We start from the raw sequence: 18443 nt of genomic DNA, 5'->3' as shown, positions 1-18443 counted from the left end.
ATGATTGTCCTTTTCTTGCCATAAAAAAATCCCCTCCAGATAAAACAGTATTGAGTCCATCATATCAGATGGACTCTTTTTTTACTGTCTACCTATAGGGGATAATACCACTACCTATTGGTAGCGCGTCTTTTTTATTATATTTCATGTAAATAGTTATCAAGTTCCTTCCAACTCATTACTGTATAAGGTGTACCTACATTCAATACTACTTTTACATTTTCTGCTACTATTTGCATTCTCTTAGTTGGATTATCTCTTTTTCCTGAAGGATAAATAGCAAGTTTCATCATTTCTTGCTTTCCATCTTCATAAATCCTTTTCTTTAAACCAAATTGGTTAATTTTTTCCTTTGAAGGAACTTCTTTGCCTTCCCAGTCACATATTTCAAATAGAGGATACCTATCTCCGTGCCATTCCTCAATAATCTCAATTACTTTAAGAATAATACAACTCCCTGATACTAATTCATAACTAACAGCATCACCTGCTTTTAAAGAAGTATTAGCTATAAATCTTTTCGGCACTTTTTAGCTTCTGGCTGCCGAGAATGTAACTGCTCTCTTAGTTTATTTAAAACTACTTCACGTTTCTTCTGTAATTTAGGTTCTTCTTCCCAACGGGCTAAATCTGCACCACTTTCTATTATTTGCAATGCCTCCTGCTTAACATTCTCTTGAAGTCTCCCTAACCTCCATTGTATGGAAGCAAATACTAACCAAAAAACAATAGTCTCTTCATTATCTAATTCATTCTTGTATTCCTCAATTACAATCCTACTTGCGTCCTCATTTGAATATTCATTTGCTAACAAATCCTTATACAGTAACTTAATATCTTCAGCAATATCGTCTGATAATATTGCTACTCCCCAAGCCCCCATACATTAACACTCCAATCTATACACTAAAAACCTCTCATTCCCATTCTTCTCATAAGCCCCAGGCAACCTTACTTCTTTCTTCAGCTCAAACGCAGTCTGATTTTCTAAGAAGAAAATATAGTCCTCAGAAGGATAATATAAAATAATATCCACTTCTCTCCCCGTTTCTTCTACTGAAAGCAAAATGTTATTTACTACATTCATAAACACTTGTACAGAAAATGGATTAAAGAAATAAAACCTATTATCATGTGGATCAATCTCATATTCCTGCGCTAAACAACATTGGAATTGAATTTTCCCCTTACTGTTTCGTACCTTTCGTGCATAACGATCTCGATTATCCATCGCTTCTTTATAAAATTCTTCATTCATTTCAATTCCAACTGCTGAAGCACCACATTTATGATGCATATAAAAGTTTAATCGCCCTTTTCCGCACCCAAAGTCTACAATTCGGTCGCTACTTCGTATTTCATATTGATTCAATAACTCATCTAACCCGCTATACGGTGTCGGTTCATAGCGATGATAATGCATAGACTTGTTAAACCCTTTTTGCTCACCGACTGTTTTTATATGTAAAACTGCATCGTAATATTGTTCGTTCATTCGTTTTCTCCTATTAAAAAATGGTACTTATTATTATACACCATGTACTGGAGGCTCATTTTTCATCAAATTAATAGGTACGTGAAATTATATTAACGATTTTCTCAATATATCTATCGTAACTTCAAATATATCAACGATTTTCTCAATATATCTATCATAACTTCAAATATATCAACGATTTTTCAAATATATCGATTTACCGACAATTCACGACAAAAAAACAGGAGCTCTCTAGCCCCTGTCTTCTAACACTTTCAATACAGTTTGTTTCAATATTTCTACCCCATCCATAATACAACTATGATCAAACCTCATATACGGATGGTGTAATCCAGGTTGTAGGTCTGCTCCTAGTCCAAGCATGACAGCTTTTAAATGTGGTCTTTTCACTGTATAGTAATGGAAATCATCGCTTCCTGTCGTATAGAGAGGCCCTGTGCATCTCTCTTCCCCATACACTTCGAGAATACCTTTACGCATAAAGCGCTCTGCTTCTTCGGAAACCTCTGCTCCTGGTGCAAGATCCATCCATTCGTATGAAGTTTTTGATCCCATCGATGCAGCTGATTCTATTACATGCTCAATCTTTTTCTTTAATTCTTCTAATAGTATATTACTCTCTGCTCTTACATCTAAACTGAAATGACCATTTCCCGGAATAATATTTAAATTATCACCACCAGCTTGGCATCTCGTCATTTTTACTGAATAAGAACTTTGCGGTGGCAGCCAAATATTTTTCAAACCGATATTAATCATGGAAATGACATCAATTGCATTCACACCTTGATGTGGTCTTGCCCCGTGTGCATCCTCCCCATGAATCATACCCTCTAAAAATCCTGCTGCTCCATGACGAATAGATGGGGCTGCTTGTTTCAAAGATAGTTCTTCAATTGGTCTTAGATGGACGCCAAATAAGAAATCAGCATCATCTACAGCACCTTTCTCCACCATCTTCAAAGCACCATTCCCCTTCTCTTCTGCTGGCTGAAAAATAAATCTAACCGTACCACTTTTCCATCTCATCTTTTTCAATTGTAAAATAAGTCCCATTACAATGGTCATATGAGCATCATGGCCACATGAATGGTTCGCTTTAAATTCTCCATTTACTTCTTGCCAAAGTGCATCCATATCAGCACGAATCGCAATAACTGGATTCCCGCCTCCAATCTCAGCAATTACACCTGGACAATCATCAAATGTTCTATATGAAATTCCTTCTTCTTTTAAAAAGTCAGTAATATACGCTGTCGTTTCATATTCTTTCCAACTTACTTCAGGGTTTTCGTGTAAATGCTGAAAAATCTCCGTTAAGCGCTCTTGTAGTTCTAATGTTTTCAACGTTCCAGTCTCCTTCCCACATTACAAACGATTCGGGTTAATTATACTTATGAAAAACAGATGTTTTTATGAACATATTGAATTTTAAGAAAAAAGTCAATTATTTATTTTTAAATACTTAAAAAGCTTACTCTGCACTTATATTACAAACTAAACAAACAACTAGAACATTCCTTATTTTCTGTTTTTTATGTTGACGCTTACATAAACTTTTAGTTATCATAACCTAATAAACGTCTATTTTACGACAATTCTAAAAATACAAACAAACATACTTAACAAGGAGGAACTTTATGAAAAAAGAAATACCTTTTGGAATAGCGATTATCCCTATTATCATTACCGTTGCAGTTATGATGGTTACAATTGTTGTATTAAAACAAAGCCCTCACGTTCCACTTATTATCGGTACAACCGTTGCTTCTATTGTCGCTTGGCGTTACGGTTATAAATGGAATGATCTTGAAGAAGCAATGTATAAAGGGATTCGTCTTGCATTACCCGCTATCGTCATTATTATTCTTGTCGGCTTAACAATTGGTGCTTGGATTGGCGGTGGAATCGTCGCAACGATGATTTATTACGGTTTAAAACTTTTAACTCCATCACTATTTTTAGTTTCCATTACCGTCATTTGTTCTATCGTTGCATTAGCAATTGGTAGCTCTTGGTCTACAATGGGCACAATTGGTGTTGCTGGAATGGGAATTGGCCTAAGTATGGGAATTCCAGCTCCAATGGTTGCTGGTGCCATTATTTCAGGCTCTTATTTTGGCGATAAAATGTCACCGCTTTCAGATACAACTAACTTAGCCGCAGGATTAACAAATACAGATTTATTCGCACACATTCGTCACATGTTATTTACTACAGTTCCAGGTTTAATTATTACTCTTATCGTCTATGCTCTCTTAGGAAGAAGCTTCGGCGCTAACAATATTGATGCGAAGAGCATCGATCAAACGTTACAAGTATTGCAACAAAACTTTGTTATCTCACCTTTCCTACTCATTATACCCGTAGTCGTTATGGTATTGGTCGCTAAAAAAGTCCCTGCTATACCAGCGATTCTCGTCGGTATTATTTTAGGATTTTTATCACAAGTCTTTATTCAAGGTGGTTCTGTCTCAGCATCTGTCGGTGCACTCCAAGCTGGATTTGTTATAGACACTGGAAACAAGCTAGTAGACGAACTATTTAACCGCGGTGGCTTAGATTCGATGATGAATACAGTCTCGATGACAATTGTCGCTATGACTTTCGGAGGAGTATTAGAACATACAGGTATTCTTCGCTCAATTGTAAATCAAATTTTAAAGTTAGCGAAATCAGCAAAAGGGCTTATCGCTTCTACTATCGCATCTTGTTTTGCAACAAACCTTACTTGCTCTGAACAATATATTTCAATTGTTGTCCCTTCAAGAATGTACGCAAATGCCTACACGGAAAAAGGACTACATTCAAAAAACTTATCCAGAGCATTAGAAGATGGTGGAACATTAACTTCTGTCTTCGTTCCTTGGAATACGTGCGGTGTATTTATTCTCGCAACACTTGGCGTAGGTGCATTTGAATATGCTCCTTATGCTATTTTGAATTTCATCGTACCTATTATCTCAATCATTTATGGTATAACAGGCTTCACAATTGTAAAACTATCAGACATTGAAAAAGCAGAACTACTAAAGAAACAAAAAGCTCAACTAGAAGCTTAAAAATAGCGGTAAATTCAGTTCATATAGTGCGCGAGGTCGCCCTTGTTGATAGGGCATTTCCTCGCCGCAAATATGAGCATACCCGTAATCAACTAATTTCTTTAACAACCTTTCTGTCGATCTTCGAGTCACTTGTAAATACTCAGAAAGGTCAGCTGCTGTAAACTTCAATGACGGGTGCGATTGACTAAATTGAATGATTTTTGACAAGTTGGCCGGACTAAGCTTTGTTTCCTTCGCTATTTTCATTAGTTCCGGATTATCATTTTTCAAACTTTGTACTCTCTGTTCTTTCGGGAACGGACCAAACAAATCTTTATCACTTGTTAGTATATAAAAACAACGATCTATTGGATTGTTCTTTGCAAAACTTTGAGCGATTTTTGCATTTTGCTCCGCTTCTTTCACGGTTTTCCCATAACCAAATCCAATAGCTATCGTTCCTTCTACGCTCGCAAACAAGTTATCTATCGCATTTGTTTTAATAATTGATTCGATATCACCACGAGTTGTATACAAAATGCATGTCACTTCATCCACTTGTTTAAATGAACCACGTAGTTCTTTTGAAATGATATCTAGTTTTTCAAGCAAACTCGCTCGTAATTCTAAGGAAGAAATTATACAAGCACCAACAGTAGCTGAATAGCTTTTTGCTAACTCAGCTTTTATTTTTGCATCTTTTAGCCCATGTATAATGGACTGTGTTGGATCAATCATACGCTCTGAAGGAATACCTATTTTTTGAAGCTCGTCGTAAACAGCGTGAATACTAGTTAAAGCTAAATGAGCCTCTCCAGATTGATATTTAACTACATGAAAATCGATAACTCTATTTATTTCATCTTTACTCCACAGCATATTTTCATAATCCAACACTTGCGGACTTTCTTTTATACCGATATCATGGAACACATTTGTAATAAAAGAGCGGTCTACTAAATCGATGGAAATGTTATGTGGTTGAATACTTTGATGATACATGATAGAAAGAATTGAAGATGCGACAGTTGTCTCGTCTTGCTGTAAGTATGTACTTGGAATTCGTAATTGTTCTCTTATTTCTTTTGCCATATAATAAGGTAAAGCACCTGAGAAAAAGATGACATCACAAGGCTTTAAACACTTTAATAGTTCAGAAGATTCCGCCGGATAAAGGTAAATATATGGATCAATTTCTATTCCTTCTAATTTTTGAGCAATAGGAAAAAGGTTGTCCATAAATTCCTTTGAACCGACAACTGCAATTTTTATCATCATTTTCTCTAACTCCTTATCATTAATTAACGACTATTTAACGTCAACTATATCAAATGTATAAAACTATTGTAAACAGGAAGGGGTTTCTATTTAATGAAAATTACAGCTATTCATCTTTACGCAATTCGTTTACCGCTTCGCAATCCGTTTGTTATTAGTTATGGCTCTTATTCTGATATGCCCTCTATTATCGTCAAAATGGAAACAGATGAAGGTATTATTGGTTACGGTGAAGGCGTTGCTGATGATCACGTCACAGGTGAATCGTGGGAAAGTACTTTCCATACTTTAAAACATACGCTAACCCCTGCTCTAATCGGGCAAAATCCAATGAATATCGAAAAAATACACGACATGATGGACAATACAATTTACGGTGTTCCAACAGCGAAAGCCACAATTGATATTGCTTGTTTTGATATAATGGGCAAAAAACTAAATCAACCTGTATATCAATTAATTGGCGGGCGCTACCATGAAGAATTCCCTGTCACTCACGTTTTAAGTATTGCCGATCCAGAAAACATGGCTGAAGAAGCTGCTTCTATGATTCAAAAAGGTTACCAATCTTTCAAAATGAAAGTTGGTACGAATGTAAAAGAAGATGTGAAACGTATTGAAGCTGTACGAGAACGTGTAGGAAATGACATCGCTATTCGCGTTGATGTAAACCAAGGCTGGAAAAATAGCGCAAACACATTAACAGCACTTCGTTCATTAGGACATTTAAACATTGACTGGATTGAACAACCTGTTATCGCGGACGATATTGATGCCATGGCTCATATCCGTTCTAAGACAGACCTCCCGCTTATGATTGATGAAGGATTAAAAAGTTCTCGTGAAATGCGTCAAATTATTAAATTAGAAGCTGCTGATAAAGTAAATATAAAACTAATGAAATGCGGCGGCATATATCCAGCTGTAAAGCTCGCTCATCAAGCAGAAATGGCAGGCATTGAATGCCAAGTGGGATCAATGGTCGAATCATCTGTTGCCTCTTCCGCAGGATTCCATGTCGCTTTCTCAAAAAAAATCATTACGAGCGTAGAGCTAACAGGGCCATTAAAATTCACAAAAGACATCGGAAACTTACATTACGACGTACCATTCATTCGCTTAAACGAAAAGCCTGGACTCGGCATTGAAATAAACGAAGATACACTACAAGAACTAACCGTCTTTCAAGACGTTGTACGCTAAAGGAGGACTATCATATGACGGTTCTATACGAAGGAACATTAAAACAAAATAACGAATCATTTCACGTTACATTACTATCACTAGAGCACATCGAACAAATTTTATCACTACAAAACATCGTAGTTGAAGCACTAGAAGATAAAAGTCGTTTACAACCACTCTCACAAGAAGAATTTCAATACATTCTAGAAGGAAACGGCATGATGATCGGTGCTTTTATCGAAAACGAACTCATCGCATTTCGCGCTCTACTCGTCCCTCCTATCGACGATGAACATTTAGGGCTTGATATTGGTCTATCAGAAAGTGAACTGCACCGCGTCATCTATCAAGAAATCTCAAACGTTCATCCGAACTGCCGAGGAAATGGTATGCAAAAAATATTAGCAAACGTCATCATGGACGAATTGCAAAAAGAAGACAGCAAATATGATTACGTATGCTGCACCGTTGCTCCTTTTAACATCCCGAGTTTGAAGGATAAGTTTGCGCAAGGGATGGCGATTGCTGCGCTGAAGGAGAAGTATGGTGGTAATCTGCGGTATGTTTTTGTGAAGGAATTGCGCAGAGATAAGGAAAACGATTGGACAGATGTTCAAAGTATTCTAATGAGTGATGCTAGTGGACAGCAGGCTTTGCTTTCGGAGGGGTATCTTGGGTATGAGATGGAGAAAACAGCAGATACTTTCATTGTGAAGTTTGGGCGATAATCTATATACTCGAAAAGAGGAGATGTCTGCTGTGACCTCTTCTCTTTTCGATTTGTTGAACAATCCTGTGGTAAATGAAATTATATCAACGATTTTTCGAATATATCTATCATAACTTACAATATATCAACGATTTTTAAAATATATCTATCAAAACTCACAATATATCAACGATTCGACAAGAAATATCGATTTACAGACAAAAATCGATATCCCTTCCTAAACCGTCATCTTCCAACTAGATAACGCTAACCAATTCTCCATTTCTTTATAATCAGGCATTATCTTCCCGACAAGACGCCAGAAAGATCGATCATGATTTAAATGAACCATATGACACATTTCATGAACAACTACATAGTCAATTACTCGCTGTGGTGCCATTGCTAGCTTCCAATTGAATGTTAGTTGTAAATTCGAATCGCAAGTACCCCAAGTACGACTACTATCTGTAATACGAATAGAATGTGGTTTTGTTTTGAAATTACTTTGATGCGCTTTAATACTCTTCTCTACTAAAGATTTACACTGCTTATAGTAAAATCGTTTTAAAGCTTGTTGTATTTTCTCATCCTTAAGCTCTTTCACATAAATATGTAACTTATCCCCTTCAAAAATCGCATTGTCTTGCTCAATGCTTGCATCTTGGGAAATCTGTATCGGATACGTATTCCCTAAATACAAAAAGCCCTCTCCTTGATCATAATCCTTTTCCTGTGGTCCATGCGCTCGCTCCGCCATTTCCTTACGTGTTGTCTGAATCCAATCCCACTTCTCCTCTAGCAACTGGACTAAGTATTCAACAGGTGTTCCTTTCGGAGCTTGCACTTCCACATTTCCGTATGAATCTACAAAAAGACGCACGGACTTTTTCTTCTTATAAGTTATATGAAAATTAATTGTCTCACCTAAATATGTATGTACCATTTCATCACCTAGCATAGTATTTTTACAAATAAAAAAGAGTAGGATACAAACGTCCTACTCTATCTATTATATCATTTACTGCTTTAGCAAGCTTATTACCCTCTATACTTTACACCTAATCCCTTAATGAAATTCCTTGCGTATCTATCGCCGCACTCTTTGTAATTTTTATGGCCTTTCTTTCTTAATAGAGCGCCTAACTCTCCTTTTGTTACCGTAACGCCTACGCTATCTAATATATCAAGTACATCCTCACTCGTTAAAGATAGTGCGATTTTCATTTTCTTTAGAAGAAGGTTATTGGCACTCTCCTTGCTCTGTACAGGTGCAGGCTGCCCTGGTTTCGGATCTTGCTTTCCTCTTTTTAAAGTAATAAATCCATTTAAAAATGCCTCTAACATCATCATATCGCATGTTTTTACGTACTCATCTTCAACTACCTCATCATTTTCAGCTTCATGCTGAGGAGCTCTCTTTATTTTTGTAAGCATATCAACTACGTCTTCTTTCGTTACTTCCATCCCGCCAAGTTTAAAGATTTCTACCATATCTATATCTTTTATATCTAAAGCGTATCTTACTCTTTTTAATATATCGTTGTTGCTCATTGCCATTGGGTTTCCTCCTGAAATGTTGATTATAGTAATGCTTTTAGCATGTGTAAATTAATGTCGTTAAGTTACTACTTTAACATTTTAGGCGGAGGTTTTGTAGTCTTAACCAAATTTATGATTATAGAGGCTATACTACAATCCAAGCAATAATTTGATTCTATAGAAGGGTTACAGTAACTTTTCGGTTCATTTTTTCTTAGTTCATTAGATCTACATTCTATTTTATATTTGTTAACTATAAAAGCAGTGCATTGATTCCTCAAATACACTGCTCGTCTCTTACATTGTTATATTTCTTCTATACAAACTAGAGTTTATGGGTTTCGATGAATTTTATCCATATAGGAGACTATTGCATATCATAAATTAGCCACTTTCCGTCAACTTTCTTCAAATCAATAGTAATATTGTCAGGATTAGGGCCGTATAAAGGTTTTGGAGAGATATCTATCGTAACTTTTAATTTTGCTCTATCTCCAACTTTTCTTTCTTCTATATTCAATATATCTATTGACGCATTTTTTGGAATTCCAATACGTTTTCCAGCTTCTACATCCCAAGGGAGACTCGGATGTATATACTCACCTGCTTTGTTTAAATCTCTTGATTCAAGAGCTTTAAAAAAGCCTTTTACTGTTTCTTGTGGACTATTATTTTGAATTAGAACGTTAACTAATATAACTATAAACACAATCCCAATTATCCACACGTACCAAGGAGATTTTTTTGCAATTCTTATTAATTTTATGTTTTTATCATTTCTATTTTGGGGCGTAATATCGTTATGGAATTCTCCATTATCAAATAGTTCTTCTGATTCATCCAAATTTATTCTCTCTGTACCACAACTAGTACAGTACTTATTTGTTTTCAATAATTTCTTATTACATGCTGTACAATTCATTATTTTATTTCTCCCTGCCCTATTATTAAAATCAAATCCCCAAAGTTTCACATATTAATTTTCTATTATTTTCAATTTTTTTGATGTAGTAGCATTAAAATTACCTGATGAATCCAATTCTGTATGATAAATGTACGTTTTGACTCTAAAATTTTTATGTGGAAACTTTTTATTTACAGCACTTACCACTAAATTGTTAATTTCATTTCCGATTTTCACAGCTTCTTCTACCGTAGACTTATTATCAACTCGAACTTTTATCGGAAAATCCGCTGTATAATACATATTTGGATTATCATACAGCGTTGCTTGAAATAAAAATGGGGCTAATCCGGTTTGTTCAATAAGTAAATCCTTCGTATCATAAACTTTTATATTTGCAATATTCTTTCCTACTTCCGATCCTGCCTCTGCATCAAAGGGTTCTAATTTCTCGTTAGCAACACTTGTTTCATTTCCTACCGCCTTACCCTTATAATTCATTTCAATAAATTTCACATTACCATCCCGGTCACAATCCAACCAAACAGTACCTTCTTTATTTTTGAAAGCCCCATCCACACTTACAGATATGCTACCGCCCCCAGTTCCTGAAAACTTCTCAATCTGCACACTTTCCGCATCATTTCCTCGAACATCATATTTTGCATACCCTTCCGCCTCAGTGCCTTCTGATTCAATTTTAGTACCTAACATAATATCAAGACCTAATAATTTGAAGGCATCCTTATACTTCAAATCTTTTGGCTCTAATAATTCAATCTTAATATGATTAATAATTTTCCCATCACTTTCAAATGTATATTTAGCATAATTATCTACATATAACCATCTAGTTTCCTCTTTTGTTCTTGGGGATGAAAGCGTTCTCTCTAAATCTTCAAGTCGATAAGTTTTTTTTAGGTACATTGCTATTCCACTTAAATTTGAAGTCGAAATATCATTGCTCTCATTCGTCATAATTTTCTTCTCATCTTGCTTAACATTTTGGCTTACTTCTTTTGTTGGTACTGATTCTGTTGATTTTTGACAACCCGATGTAATTAATCCTGCTGTAAGTAAAGCTATTAATACTTTCTTCATAATTTCCCTCCAATTAAAATAAAAAAATTCTGGTAGCTCCTATAAGAAAAAATCTTCAAATCAGAAGAAAATTCCACAGTACTCTAAAATTATTATCGAATATTTAAAAATAACTATTATTCAAAAGATCTTCATACCAATACTAAATAATTAACTTTATAAATTATGTCGAAAGAAGTCGAAAAACAATATTTTTATAATCGGAAATTTAGATTTAATTTTTCCGCTGTTAAATTAATTAATTTGAACATAAAATAGGACCTCCTTACATGCACTCTGCATGTAAGGAGGTCCTATTTAGATAAAAATCATACATTTTCTTAACTTGATGGCCATGCTCAAATAAAGAGATTTTTTATTTCTGTCTATTATTCAGATTACATTTCATACCTCGATAGAGCCTAATGTACTCTACTCCAGCTCTTGTCATTTTTCTCCTTACGAGTATTCGTTAGTTCATTATATTCTCAAAGACTTCTTTTTTCAGCAAGCAGACTGTATCAACAAAAAAAGTTACATTCACAAAAAACTCAAAACTAAATAAAATAACTACCCACAAATTAATACAATCCATTTCCCTCTATCTTCAAAGTATTACACCGTCTCACTATCCTGAGCCACACCAACACTATCCTCAAACTTATCCAACAAAGCACGCACCTCATCAGTCGATTTCGTACTCATCAATTGATTTCTCAATTCAGCAGCTCCTGGGAAGCCTTTTACATAAATTTTGAAGAAGCGGTGAAGCCCTGTGATTGAGCGTGGCAGTACTTCTGCATATTGATCTTGTAAATCAAGTTGTAGTCTTAAAAGATCTAGATGTTCTTTACTGCTATGTTCCCTTGGCTCTTTTTCAAACGCAAATGGATTTTTGAAGATGCCTCGTCCGATCATTACGCCATCAATGCCGTATTTTTCAGCAAGTTCCAGCCCCATTTTACGATCAAGGATGTCTCCATTGATTGTTAGTAGCGTATTTGGTGCGATACGGTCACGTAATTTTTTAATTTCCGGAATTAGTTCCCAATGCGCATCTACTTGGCTCATTTCTTCTCTTGTGCGTAAGTGAATAGAAAGGTTTGCAATATCTTGTTTGAAAATGTGCGTTAACCAATCTTCCCACTCGCTTAACTCTTTAAAGCCAAGTCGTGTTTTTACGCTGACAGGTAGTCCGCCCGCTTTTGCTGCTTGGATAAGTTCTGCCGCAACGTCTGGACGTAGAATAAGGCCACTACCTTTTCCTCTTGATGCAACGTTCGGTACTGGGCAACCCATGTTAATATCGATGCCTTTAAATCCTAGTTCTGCCATACCAATACTCATTTGACGGAAGTATTCGGGATTGTCTCCCCAAATATGTGCCACCATCGGCTGTTCGTCTTCTGTAAAAATTAAACGGCCACGTACACTTTTCATACCTTCTGGATGACAATAGCTATCCGAGTTTGTAAACTCTGTGAAGAATACGTCCGGACGACCTGCTTCACTTACTACGTGACGGAAAACAACGTCTGTCACATCTTCCATTGGTGCAAGTACGAAAAATGGTCGTGGTAATTCACGCCAAAAATTATCTATCATTTCAAATTCAAATCCTCTCACTATGAATACAATTTCAAAATCTCAATTTATAATTTGTGAAAATCAGCAATATTTATTTTAACTAAAATCGCTTATGAATGGTATTTTTGTAAACCAAAAAGCAGGTGGTATAGATTTCCCCTATATCAACTGCTTTCCTATTATACCAACTTAAGCCAAGCCACACACTCCACATGCGTCGTATGCGGGAACATATCAACAGGTTGTACTTCCTGCGTTTTATATCCGCCTTCTTCTAGTACTTTTAAATCACGTGCTAATGTTGCTGGGTTACACGATACGTATACGACGCGGTTTGGCTTCATGTCGATGATTGTATTTAGTAATGCTTCGTCACAGCCTTTACGCGGTGGGTCTACGACCATTGTGTCGGCGATTACGCCTTCTTTGTACCATTTTGGAATGACTACTTCTGCTTCTCCTACGCCAAATTCAGCGTTTGTCATGTTGTTTAGTGCTGCGTTTCGGTTTGCGTCTTCGATTGCTTCTGGGACGATTTCAACGCCGTACACTTTTTTCGCTTTTTGCGCTAGGAATAACGAGATTGATCCGATTCCGCAATAGGCATCGATTACTGTTTCGTTACCATTTAATTTTGCGTATTCTAACGTTTTATCGTAAAGCACTTTCGTTTGCTCTGGGTTTACTTGATAGAATGAACGTGCTGAAATCGCAAATTTAATGTCACCGATAAAGTCATAAATGTATTCTGATCCGTACAGTACTGTCGTTTTGTCTCCGAAAATTACATTCGTACGCTTCGTATTTACGTTTTGAACAATTGATTTTACTTCTGGGAATTTCGCTGCAATTTCTTCAATAATTGCTTTTTTGTTCGGCAATTCTGCTGTACGCGTAATGAAGACAAGCATAATTTCTCCTGTTACTTGTCCGTAACGAGCCATTACGTGACGAAGTGTTCCTTTGTTACGCTCTTCGTTGTACGCAGTGATACCGTGCTTTTCACAAATACGTTTTACTTCTTGGATTAATGTATCGTTTTCTTCTGCCTGAATTAAGCATGATTCCATATTAATGATGTCATGCGTTCCTTGGCGATAAAAACCAGCTACAAGTCCGCCTTCACGTTCTCCGATTGGTACTTGTGCTTTATTACGGTATACCCACGGATTCTTCATGCCAAGTACAGGATGAACAGGAACATCAGCTAGTCCTCCGATACGCTGCATAACGTCACGTACTTGTTTTTCTTTCGCTTGTAATTGTCCTTCATAAGTTAAGTGCTGAAGCTGACAACCGCCGCACTGATTATATACTGGGCATTCAGCATCTTTACGATATGGGCTTTCTGTATGAAGCTTCATTAAACGACCAAATGCGAAGTTTTTCTTCACTTTAATAATTTTAATTTGCGCTTCTTCACCTGGTAATCCGTTTTTAACGAAAATAGGATAGCCCTTTACTTTCGCAACACCGGCACCATCATGTGTTAAATCTTCAAATACTACATCTATAAACTCGTTTTTCTCAACTGGTGGCGTCATTTTAGTACTCATTTTCCGACCTCTCTTTTTCATAACACTGCGTTACATTTTATCATACTTATATGGTCTTTTTCTATTGGAAGAAAAAAAGCTATTGACGATACTTCTCTGTTAATGTTACGCTACTACTAATTTAATACGGACGATGTTACCTCATATATACTTGATAATATGGATCGAGAGTTTCTACCCGGCAACCTTAAATTGCTGGACTATGGGGAAAACTAATGAATATTAGCCTATGCGCAAAAAAGGACTCATATTGATTAGCTTTCTCTCATAGATGAAAGTGAATCCATATGGGTCTTTTTTTATTTTTATTTTTCTAAAAGGTCAGACATCTTACGTATGACATAAAACCTCATTCCTTTATTTTTAGTAATATAACGAGCGTTTTATGTACAAACTTTATACGAACTTCTGAAAGGGGCAACTACATGCAATATGTAATGAGCATTATCGGTATTATTGCCGTGTTAGGTTTATGTTTTGCTTTGTCAAACAACAAAAGTAAAATCAACTTCCGTGCAATTGCAATTATGATTGGTTTCCAAATTTTAATCGGTTGGTTTATGTTTGCTACAAAGATTGGTCAACAAATCATTATTTTCATTAGTAAAGTTTTCAACAAACTAATTAAACTTGGTACGACAGGTGTCGATTTTCTCTTTAATGGAATTCACAGAGATTTTGTCTTTTTCTTAAACGTATTATTAATTATCGTATTTTTCTCAGCACTACTTTCAATCTTTAGTTATTTAGGTGTTTTACCATTCATCGTTCGCGTTGTCGGCGGTGCTATTTCAAAAATTACTGGTTTACCACGTGTTGAGTCATTCCACGCAGTAAACTCTGTATTCTTCGGTTCAAGTGAAGCGTTAATCGTTATTAAAAACGATTTACAGCATTTCAATAAAAACCGTATGTTTATCATTTGTTGTTCTGCGATGAGCTCCGTTTCTGCTTCTGTTACAGCATCATACGTAATGATGTTAGATGCAAAATACGTACTGGCAGCTCTTCCGCTAAACTTATTCTCAAGCTTAATCGTTTGTTCGTTATTAACACCAGTTGATACGAAGAAAGAAGATGAAGTGATTCAGAAATTTGATAGAACTCTATTCGGAGACAGCTTTATCGGCGCAATGATTAACGGTGCGCTTGATGGTTTAAAAGTAGCTGGTATCGTTGCCGCATTAATGATCGCCTTTATCGGTGTGATGGAAGTTGTAAACTACGTAATTAGTGCAGCTTCAGGCGCAATGGGACATGCTGTTACTTTACAACAAATCTTCGGTTACGTACTTTCTCCATTCGCATTCTTAATGGGTATTCCAACTCAAGATATTATCCCAGCTGGTGGTATTATGGGTACGAAGATTGTTTTAAATGAGTTTGTAGCAATCCTTGATTTAAAAGACACAGCTACAACATTAGCTCCACGTACAGTTGGAATCGTTACAGTATTCTTAATTAGCTTCGCAAGTATTAGCCAAATTGGTGCAATCGTTGGTACAATCCGTGCCCTTTCTGAAAAGCAAGGAAGCGTTGTTTCTAAATTTGGTTGGAAAATGCTATTTGCATCAACACTTGCTTCTATTTTATCTGCGACAATCGCTGGATTGTTTATTTAATAAAAAAACACCTTACTTTAACGAGTAAGGTGTTTTTTTGATGCTTTATGAAATCGAACGGAATTCGACTACTTCCTCGTTACTAATAAGTTTTCCTTCGTGTATGCCTTTTACTGAAATAACCATAACAGATTTATCTTCTCCTTCAAGCTTTCCTAAGGAGAATAAATAGATTAAATTTTCTTTTTGCAACATCCATTGTTTTCCATTCACTCGACCTAATATTCTTTTTTCTGAAGATGGCTTTATTTCTCCCACATACTGACATTCTCCAAAAGAAGTTTTTATTATATTCTTCTCTGTATCAATTACTAGATGCTGGAATAGGTCTAGGTTTCTACTCGAAACAATTTCAATTTCATGGTTACTTTTTTGCTTAAATTGAAGTTTTCCATCACTTGTATTAGATAAACTACTATTCTCAACGGCGTTTCTAAAAAAGTTATATTCTTCTTCTGTAATACCAAAGTTAGGATGATACGGCTTCACCTGTTTATCTATATGCCCTGATATGTAATTTACGTACCACTCCTTATCATTCTTCACATAATCACTCATCTTTTTAGTAATAACCTCTACTTTTTTACGTGTATCACGATCCATCTCTAGTGTCATAATATCCGCCGTCACTTCCGCATTCATAAGATGCGATGGAATATACTCTTCCACGCTATTCGCTTTACTCACTTCACTTTGACAACCAACTATAAATAGCGATATGAAAAAGATATATATTATTTTTTTATATTTCATTTCTATTCTCCACTCCATACATTATTCTTACTTAGTTTTATAGCGGTTTTCATTATAGTATAAAATCTTTATATTTTAATAAAATGCATACCCTTATGCAAAATTGCATATTAATATGTATTCTTCTTACTTTAAAATTAGCTTAAATCACTTTCCAAATTATACAAATAACAAGTTAAAAATGTTATAATTTTCAAAAAACCATTGGAGGATATTATGAAAGCCCACGCAATTTTCGATTTCTTACATTTACTAGTCTTAACGCTGAAAAGCTATTATGTATGGGGAATGCCTATCTATGTCTTCATTATTCCTCTTATCTTTGTAGTCGGTTATATTATTATTAATTCTAATAAGAAACAAAAAAACACATCTATTCAAAGTCACTAATCTATTACCTTAATAGCCTCCTAAAAATCATATTCCCCTCATTTTCTTCAAATGATATGATGAACAAGGGTATATCCCCACCACTCTTATAGCGGTGGGGATTTTAATGTCAATATGCAACATACTACACAATAGAAGGTGATTTTTATGAGAAAATACGCAGCAATTGCTTTATGTACGTCTGCCATTCTAGCAGGCTGCAATACTAGCAATGTAAGCCAAGAACCTAAAAAAGAGAAAAAGGTTCAAGAAGTAGCTATACAAAAAGAGGCTCTACAAGAACAAGGTAAAATTTCTTATACTCCCATCACACACGAATCTACAAACACAAGTATTCATATTACAGACTTAAAAGATTCTTTAAATGAAGTACAATATAAAATTTGGCGCACAGCTGATGGAAAGGAACGTGCTAAATCTTTTTCTTCTAAAGAAAAGGAGAAACAATTTACAATTCCTTTTGACATAAAAGAATTTGAAGGAAAACGCGGTGAGTTCCAAATTGAAGCAACAGGAATGAAAGAAGATGGGAAAACAATCCCGCTTACGAAATCTACTATTACTTTCGAACAAAAGATTCCTGTTCTTATGTATCACGCAATCGATGATTATCATGGTCAAGGTATTAAAGACTTATTCGTATCACCAGCTAACTTTGAAGCACAAATGAAACATTTAAAAGACAATGGTTATACGCTTTTAACGTTTGAACGCTGGGGTGATATAAATAAAGTAAATAAGCCGATTTTCGTTACATTTGATGATGGTATGAAAAATAATATGAATGCATTTCGCGTTTTACAAAAGCTAAAAGATGATACTTTTAAACCGGCAGCAACAGAATATATGATTGTTGATAACGTTGATGTAGAAGGAGCATTGTCTACTTCTGAAATAAAAGAAATGGTTGATTCCGGCATTTTCTCGGTGCAATCTCATACTGCAACACATGCAGACTTACCGAAAATTACAAACTATGAGGAAGAGTTAAAAGGTTCAAAAGAAAAACTAGAAAAAATAACAGGTAAGCCTGTTATCGCGATTGCTTATCCATTCGGTCATGTAGATGATAAGGTTGTTACAGAAACGAAGAAGTATTATCAATTTGCGACGACGACAAAGCCTGGGCAATTCATTACGAAGGGTGAACCTGATGAATTGTTAAAGATGAAGCGCGTTCGTATACACCATACAACGACTGTAGAGCAGTTTGCTTCTTCAATTAAGTAAATATAAGGGCTCAATACATTTTGAGCTCTCTTTTTACTTTATATTTATATATATTTTTAGAATTT

At 35.5% G+C, this 18443-nt stretch carries 16 protein-coding genes, 1 pseudogene and 1 riboswitch; of the genes and pseudogenes, 6 read left to right on the top strand and 11 right to left on the bottom strand.

Annotated elements, in window-relative coordinates; genetic code table 11:
• Window positions 1–137: 137 nt before the first annotated feature.
• From MR136_RS26130 to MR136_RS26120, 3 genes and pseudogenes are all read right to left on the bottom strand, one after another.
• A pseudogene (locus tag MR136_RS26130) lies at window positions 138–883 on the bottom strand (hypothetical protein).
• A 3-nt stretch (window positions 884–886) separates the two neighbouring features.
• Window positions 887–1495 carry an SAM-dependent methyltransferase gene (locus MR136_RS26125; RefSeq protein ID WP_017674249.1) on the bottom strand — a complete coding sequence of 203 codons (609 nt, stop codon included), beginning with the start codon at window positions 1493–1495 and terminating at the stop codon, window positions 887–889.
• A 234-nt stretch (window positions 1496–1729) separates the two neighbouring features.
• Complete coding sequence (locus tag MR136_RS26120; RefSeq protein ID WP_242259677.1) at window positions 1730–2845, bottom strand: M20 peptidase aminoacylase family protein; 1116 nt, start codon at window positions 2843–2845, stop codon at window positions 1730–1732.
• A 293-nt stretch (window positions 2846–3138) separates the two neighbouring features.
• On the opposite strand from MR136_RS26120, the gene nhaC reads away from it, so the two are divergent.
• Window positions 3139–4560 carry a Na+/H+ antiporter NhaC gene (gene nhaC, locus MR136_RS26115; protein ID WP_000711511.1) on the top strand — a complete coding sequence of 474 codons (1422 nt, stop codon included), beginning with the start codon at window positions 3139–3141 and terminating at the stop codon, window positions 4558–4560.
• Here nhaC and MR136_RS26110 read toward each other — a convergent pair.
• Window positions 4549–5820, bottom strand: coding sequence for a transcriptional regulator (locus tag MR136_RS26110; protein ID WP_242259676.1), 1272 nt, complete (start codon window positions 5818–5820; stop codon window positions 4549–4551). The two genes, nhaC and MR136_RS26110, sit on opposite strands and share 12 nt — an antisense overlap.
• A 93-nt stretch (window positions 5821–5913) precedes the next feature.
• Here MR136_RS26110 and MR136_RS26105 point away from each other — a divergent pair, with 93 nt between their 5' ends.
• Entirely contained in the window at window positions 5914–7023 is a 1110-nt protein-coding gene (locus tag MR136_RS26105; protein ID WP_000704495.1) for a mandelate racemase/muconate lactonizing enzyme family protein, read from the top strand.
• 14 nt (window positions 7024–7037) lie between these two features.
• A complete protein-coding gene (locus tag MR136_RS26100) occupies window positions 7038–7733 on the top strand; it encodes a hypothetical protein (protein WP_000217553.1) in 696 nt (231 codons plus the stop codon).
• 219 nt (window positions 7734–7952) lie between these two features.
• Here the strand turns inward: MR136_RS26100 and MR136_RS26095 are convergent, their stop codons facing one another.
• The 6 genes from MR136_RS26095 to rlmD form a co-directional block, all read right to left on the bottom strand.
• Window positions 7953–8660: a M48 family metallopeptidase gene (locus MR136_RS26095; RefSeq protein WP_242259675.1), complete on the bottom strand. Its 708-nt coding sequence runs from the start codon at window positions 8658–8660 to the stop codon at window positions 7953–7955.
• 95 nt (window positions 8661–8755) lie between these two features.
• Window positions 8756–9274: a YehS family protein gene (locus tag MR136_RS26090; protein WP_001251705.1), complete on the bottom strand. Its 519-nt coding sequence runs from the start codon at window positions 9272–9274 to the stop codon at window positions 8756–8758.
• 349 nt (window positions 9275–9623) lie between these two features.
• The gene (locus MR136_RS26085; RefSeq protein ID WP_000995851.1) at window positions 9624–10178 is read right to left on the bottom strand and encodes a zinc ribbon domain-containing protein; all 555 of its coding nucleotides are present in this window, start codon (window positions 10176–10178) and stop codon (window positions 9624–9626) included.
• Window positions 10179–10232: 54 nt separating this feature from the next.
• Window positions 10233–11261 (bottom strand): hypothetical protein, encoded by a 1029-nt coding sequence (locus MR136_RS26080; RefSeq protein ID WP_000756602.1) that lies wholly within the window; start codon window positions 11259–11261, stop codon window positions 10233–10235.
• Window positions 11262–11855: 594 nt separating this feature from the next.
• Entirely contained in the window at window positions 11856–12845 is a 990-nt protein-coding gene (locus MR136_RS26075) for a tRNA dihydrouridine synthase (RefSeq protein WP_017674252.1), read from the bottom strand.
• A gap of 161 nt (window positions 12846–13006) precedes the next feature.
• Window positions 13007–14383, bottom strand: coding sequence for a 23S rRNA (uracil(1939)-C(5))-methyltransferase RlmD (gene rlmD / locus MR136_RS26070; protein ID WP_000105019.1), 1377 nt, complete (start codon window positions 14381–14383; stop codon window positions 13007–13009).
• Between the two features lie 121 nt (window positions 14384–14504).
• Window positions 14505–14606: riboswitch (purine riboswitch) on the top strand.
• 202 nt (window positions 14607–14808) lie between these two features.
• Between rlmD and MR136_RS26065 the strand changes: the two genes are divergently transcribed.
• Window positions 14809–16005 (top strand): NupC/NupG family nucleoside CNT transporter, encoded by a 1197-nt coding sequence (locus tag MR136_RS26065; RefSeq protein ID WP_001200484.1) that lies wholly within the window; start codon window positions 14809–14811, stop codon window positions 16003–16005.
• 45 nt (window positions 16006–16050) lie between these two features.
• Here the strand turns inward: MR136_RS26065 and MR136_RS26060 are convergent, their stop codons facing one another.
• Window positions 16051–16758, bottom strand: coding sequence for a hypothetical protein (locus MR136_RS26060; protein ID WP_000875606.1), 708 nt, complete (start codon window positions 16756–16758; stop codon window positions 16051–16053).
• Window positions 16759–16974: 216 nt separating this feature from the next.
• Here MR136_RS26060 and MR136_RS26055 point away from each other — a divergent pair, with 216 nt between their 5' ends.
• Entirely contained in the window at window positions 16975–17148 is a 174-nt protein-coding gene (locus tag MR136_RS26055; protein ID WP_000643592.1) for a hypothetical protein, read from the top strand.
• Window positions 17149–17295: 147 nt separating this feature from the next.
• On the top strand, window positions 17296–18378 hold the full coding sequence (locus MR136_RS26050) for a polysaccharide deacetylase family protein (protein ID WP_242259674.1): 1083 nt from the start codon (window positions 17296–17298) through the stop codon (window positions 18376–18378).
• The last annotated feature ends 65 nt before the right edge of the window (window positions 18379–18443 follow it).

Source organism: Bacillus cereus group sp. BfR-BA-01311 (assembly GCF_022664295.1).
GTDB lineage: Bacteria > Bacillota > Bacilli > Bacillales > Bacillaceae_G > Bacillus_A > Bacillus_A cereus.
The sequence above is the reverse complement of the archived record's forward strand: the minus strand, read 5'-3'. Positions and strand labels throughout refer to the sequence as shown.

Bases quoted from the DNA above. Each gene is read 5' to 3' on its own strand.
- MR136_RS26105 (WP_000704495.1), top strand. From the start codon at position 5,914: ATGAAAATTACAGCTATTCATCTTTACGCAATTCGTTTACCGCTTCGC.
- MR136_RS26085 (WP_000995851.1), bottom strand. From the start codon at position 10,178: ATGAATTGTACAGCATGTAATAAGAAATTATTGAAAACAAATAAGTAC.
- nhaC (WP_000711511.1), top strand. From the start codon at position 3,139: ATGAAAAAAGAAATACCTTTTGGAATAGCGATTATCCCTATTATCATT.
- MR136_RS26095 (WP_242259675.1), bottom strand. From the start codon at position 8,660: ATGGTACATACATATTTAGGTGAGACAATTAATTTTCATATAACTTAT.
- MR136_RS26110 (WP_242259676.1), bottom strand. From the start codon at position 5,820: ATGATGATAAAAATTGCAGTTGTCGGTTCAAAGGAATTTATGGACAAC.
- MR136_RS26050 (WP_242259674.1), top strand. From the start codon at position 17,296: ATGAGAAAATACGCAGCAATTGCTTTATGTACGTCTGCCATTCTAGCA.
- MR136_RS26065 (WP_001200484.1), top strand. From the start codon at position 14,809: ATGCAATATGTAATGAGCATTATCGGTATTATTGCCGTGTTAGGTTTA.
- MR136_RS26075 (WP_017674252.1), bottom strand. From the start codon at position 12,845: ATGATAGATAATTTTTGGCGTGAATTACCACGACCATTTTTCGTACTT.
- rlmD (WP_000105019.1), bottom strand. From the start codon at position 14,383: ATGAGTACTAAAATGACGCCACCAGTTGAGAAAAACGAGTTTATAGAT.
- MR136_RS26055 (WP_000643592.1), top strand. From the start codon at position 16,975: ATGAAAGCCCACGCAATTTTCGATTTCTTACATTTACTAGTCTTAACG.
- MR136_RS26080 (WP_000756602.1), bottom strand. From the start codon at position 11,261: ATGAAGAAAGTATTAATAGCTTTACTTACAGCAGGATTAATTACATCG.
- MR136_RS26100 (WP_000217553.1), top strand. From the start codon at position 7,038: ATGACGGTTCTATACGAAGGAACATTAAAACAAAATAACGAATCATTT.
- MR136_RS26060 (WP_000875606.1), bottom strand. From the start codon at position 16,758: ATGAAATATAAAAAAATAATATATATCTTTTTCATATCGCTATTTATA.
- MR136_RS26090 (WP_001251705.1), bottom strand. From the start codon at position 9,274: ATGGCAATGAGCAACAACGATATATTAAAAAGAGTAAGATACGCTTTA.
- MR136_RS26125 (WP_017674249.1), bottom strand. From the start codon at position 1,495: ATGAACGAACAATATTACGATGCAGTTTTACATATAAAAACAGTCGGT.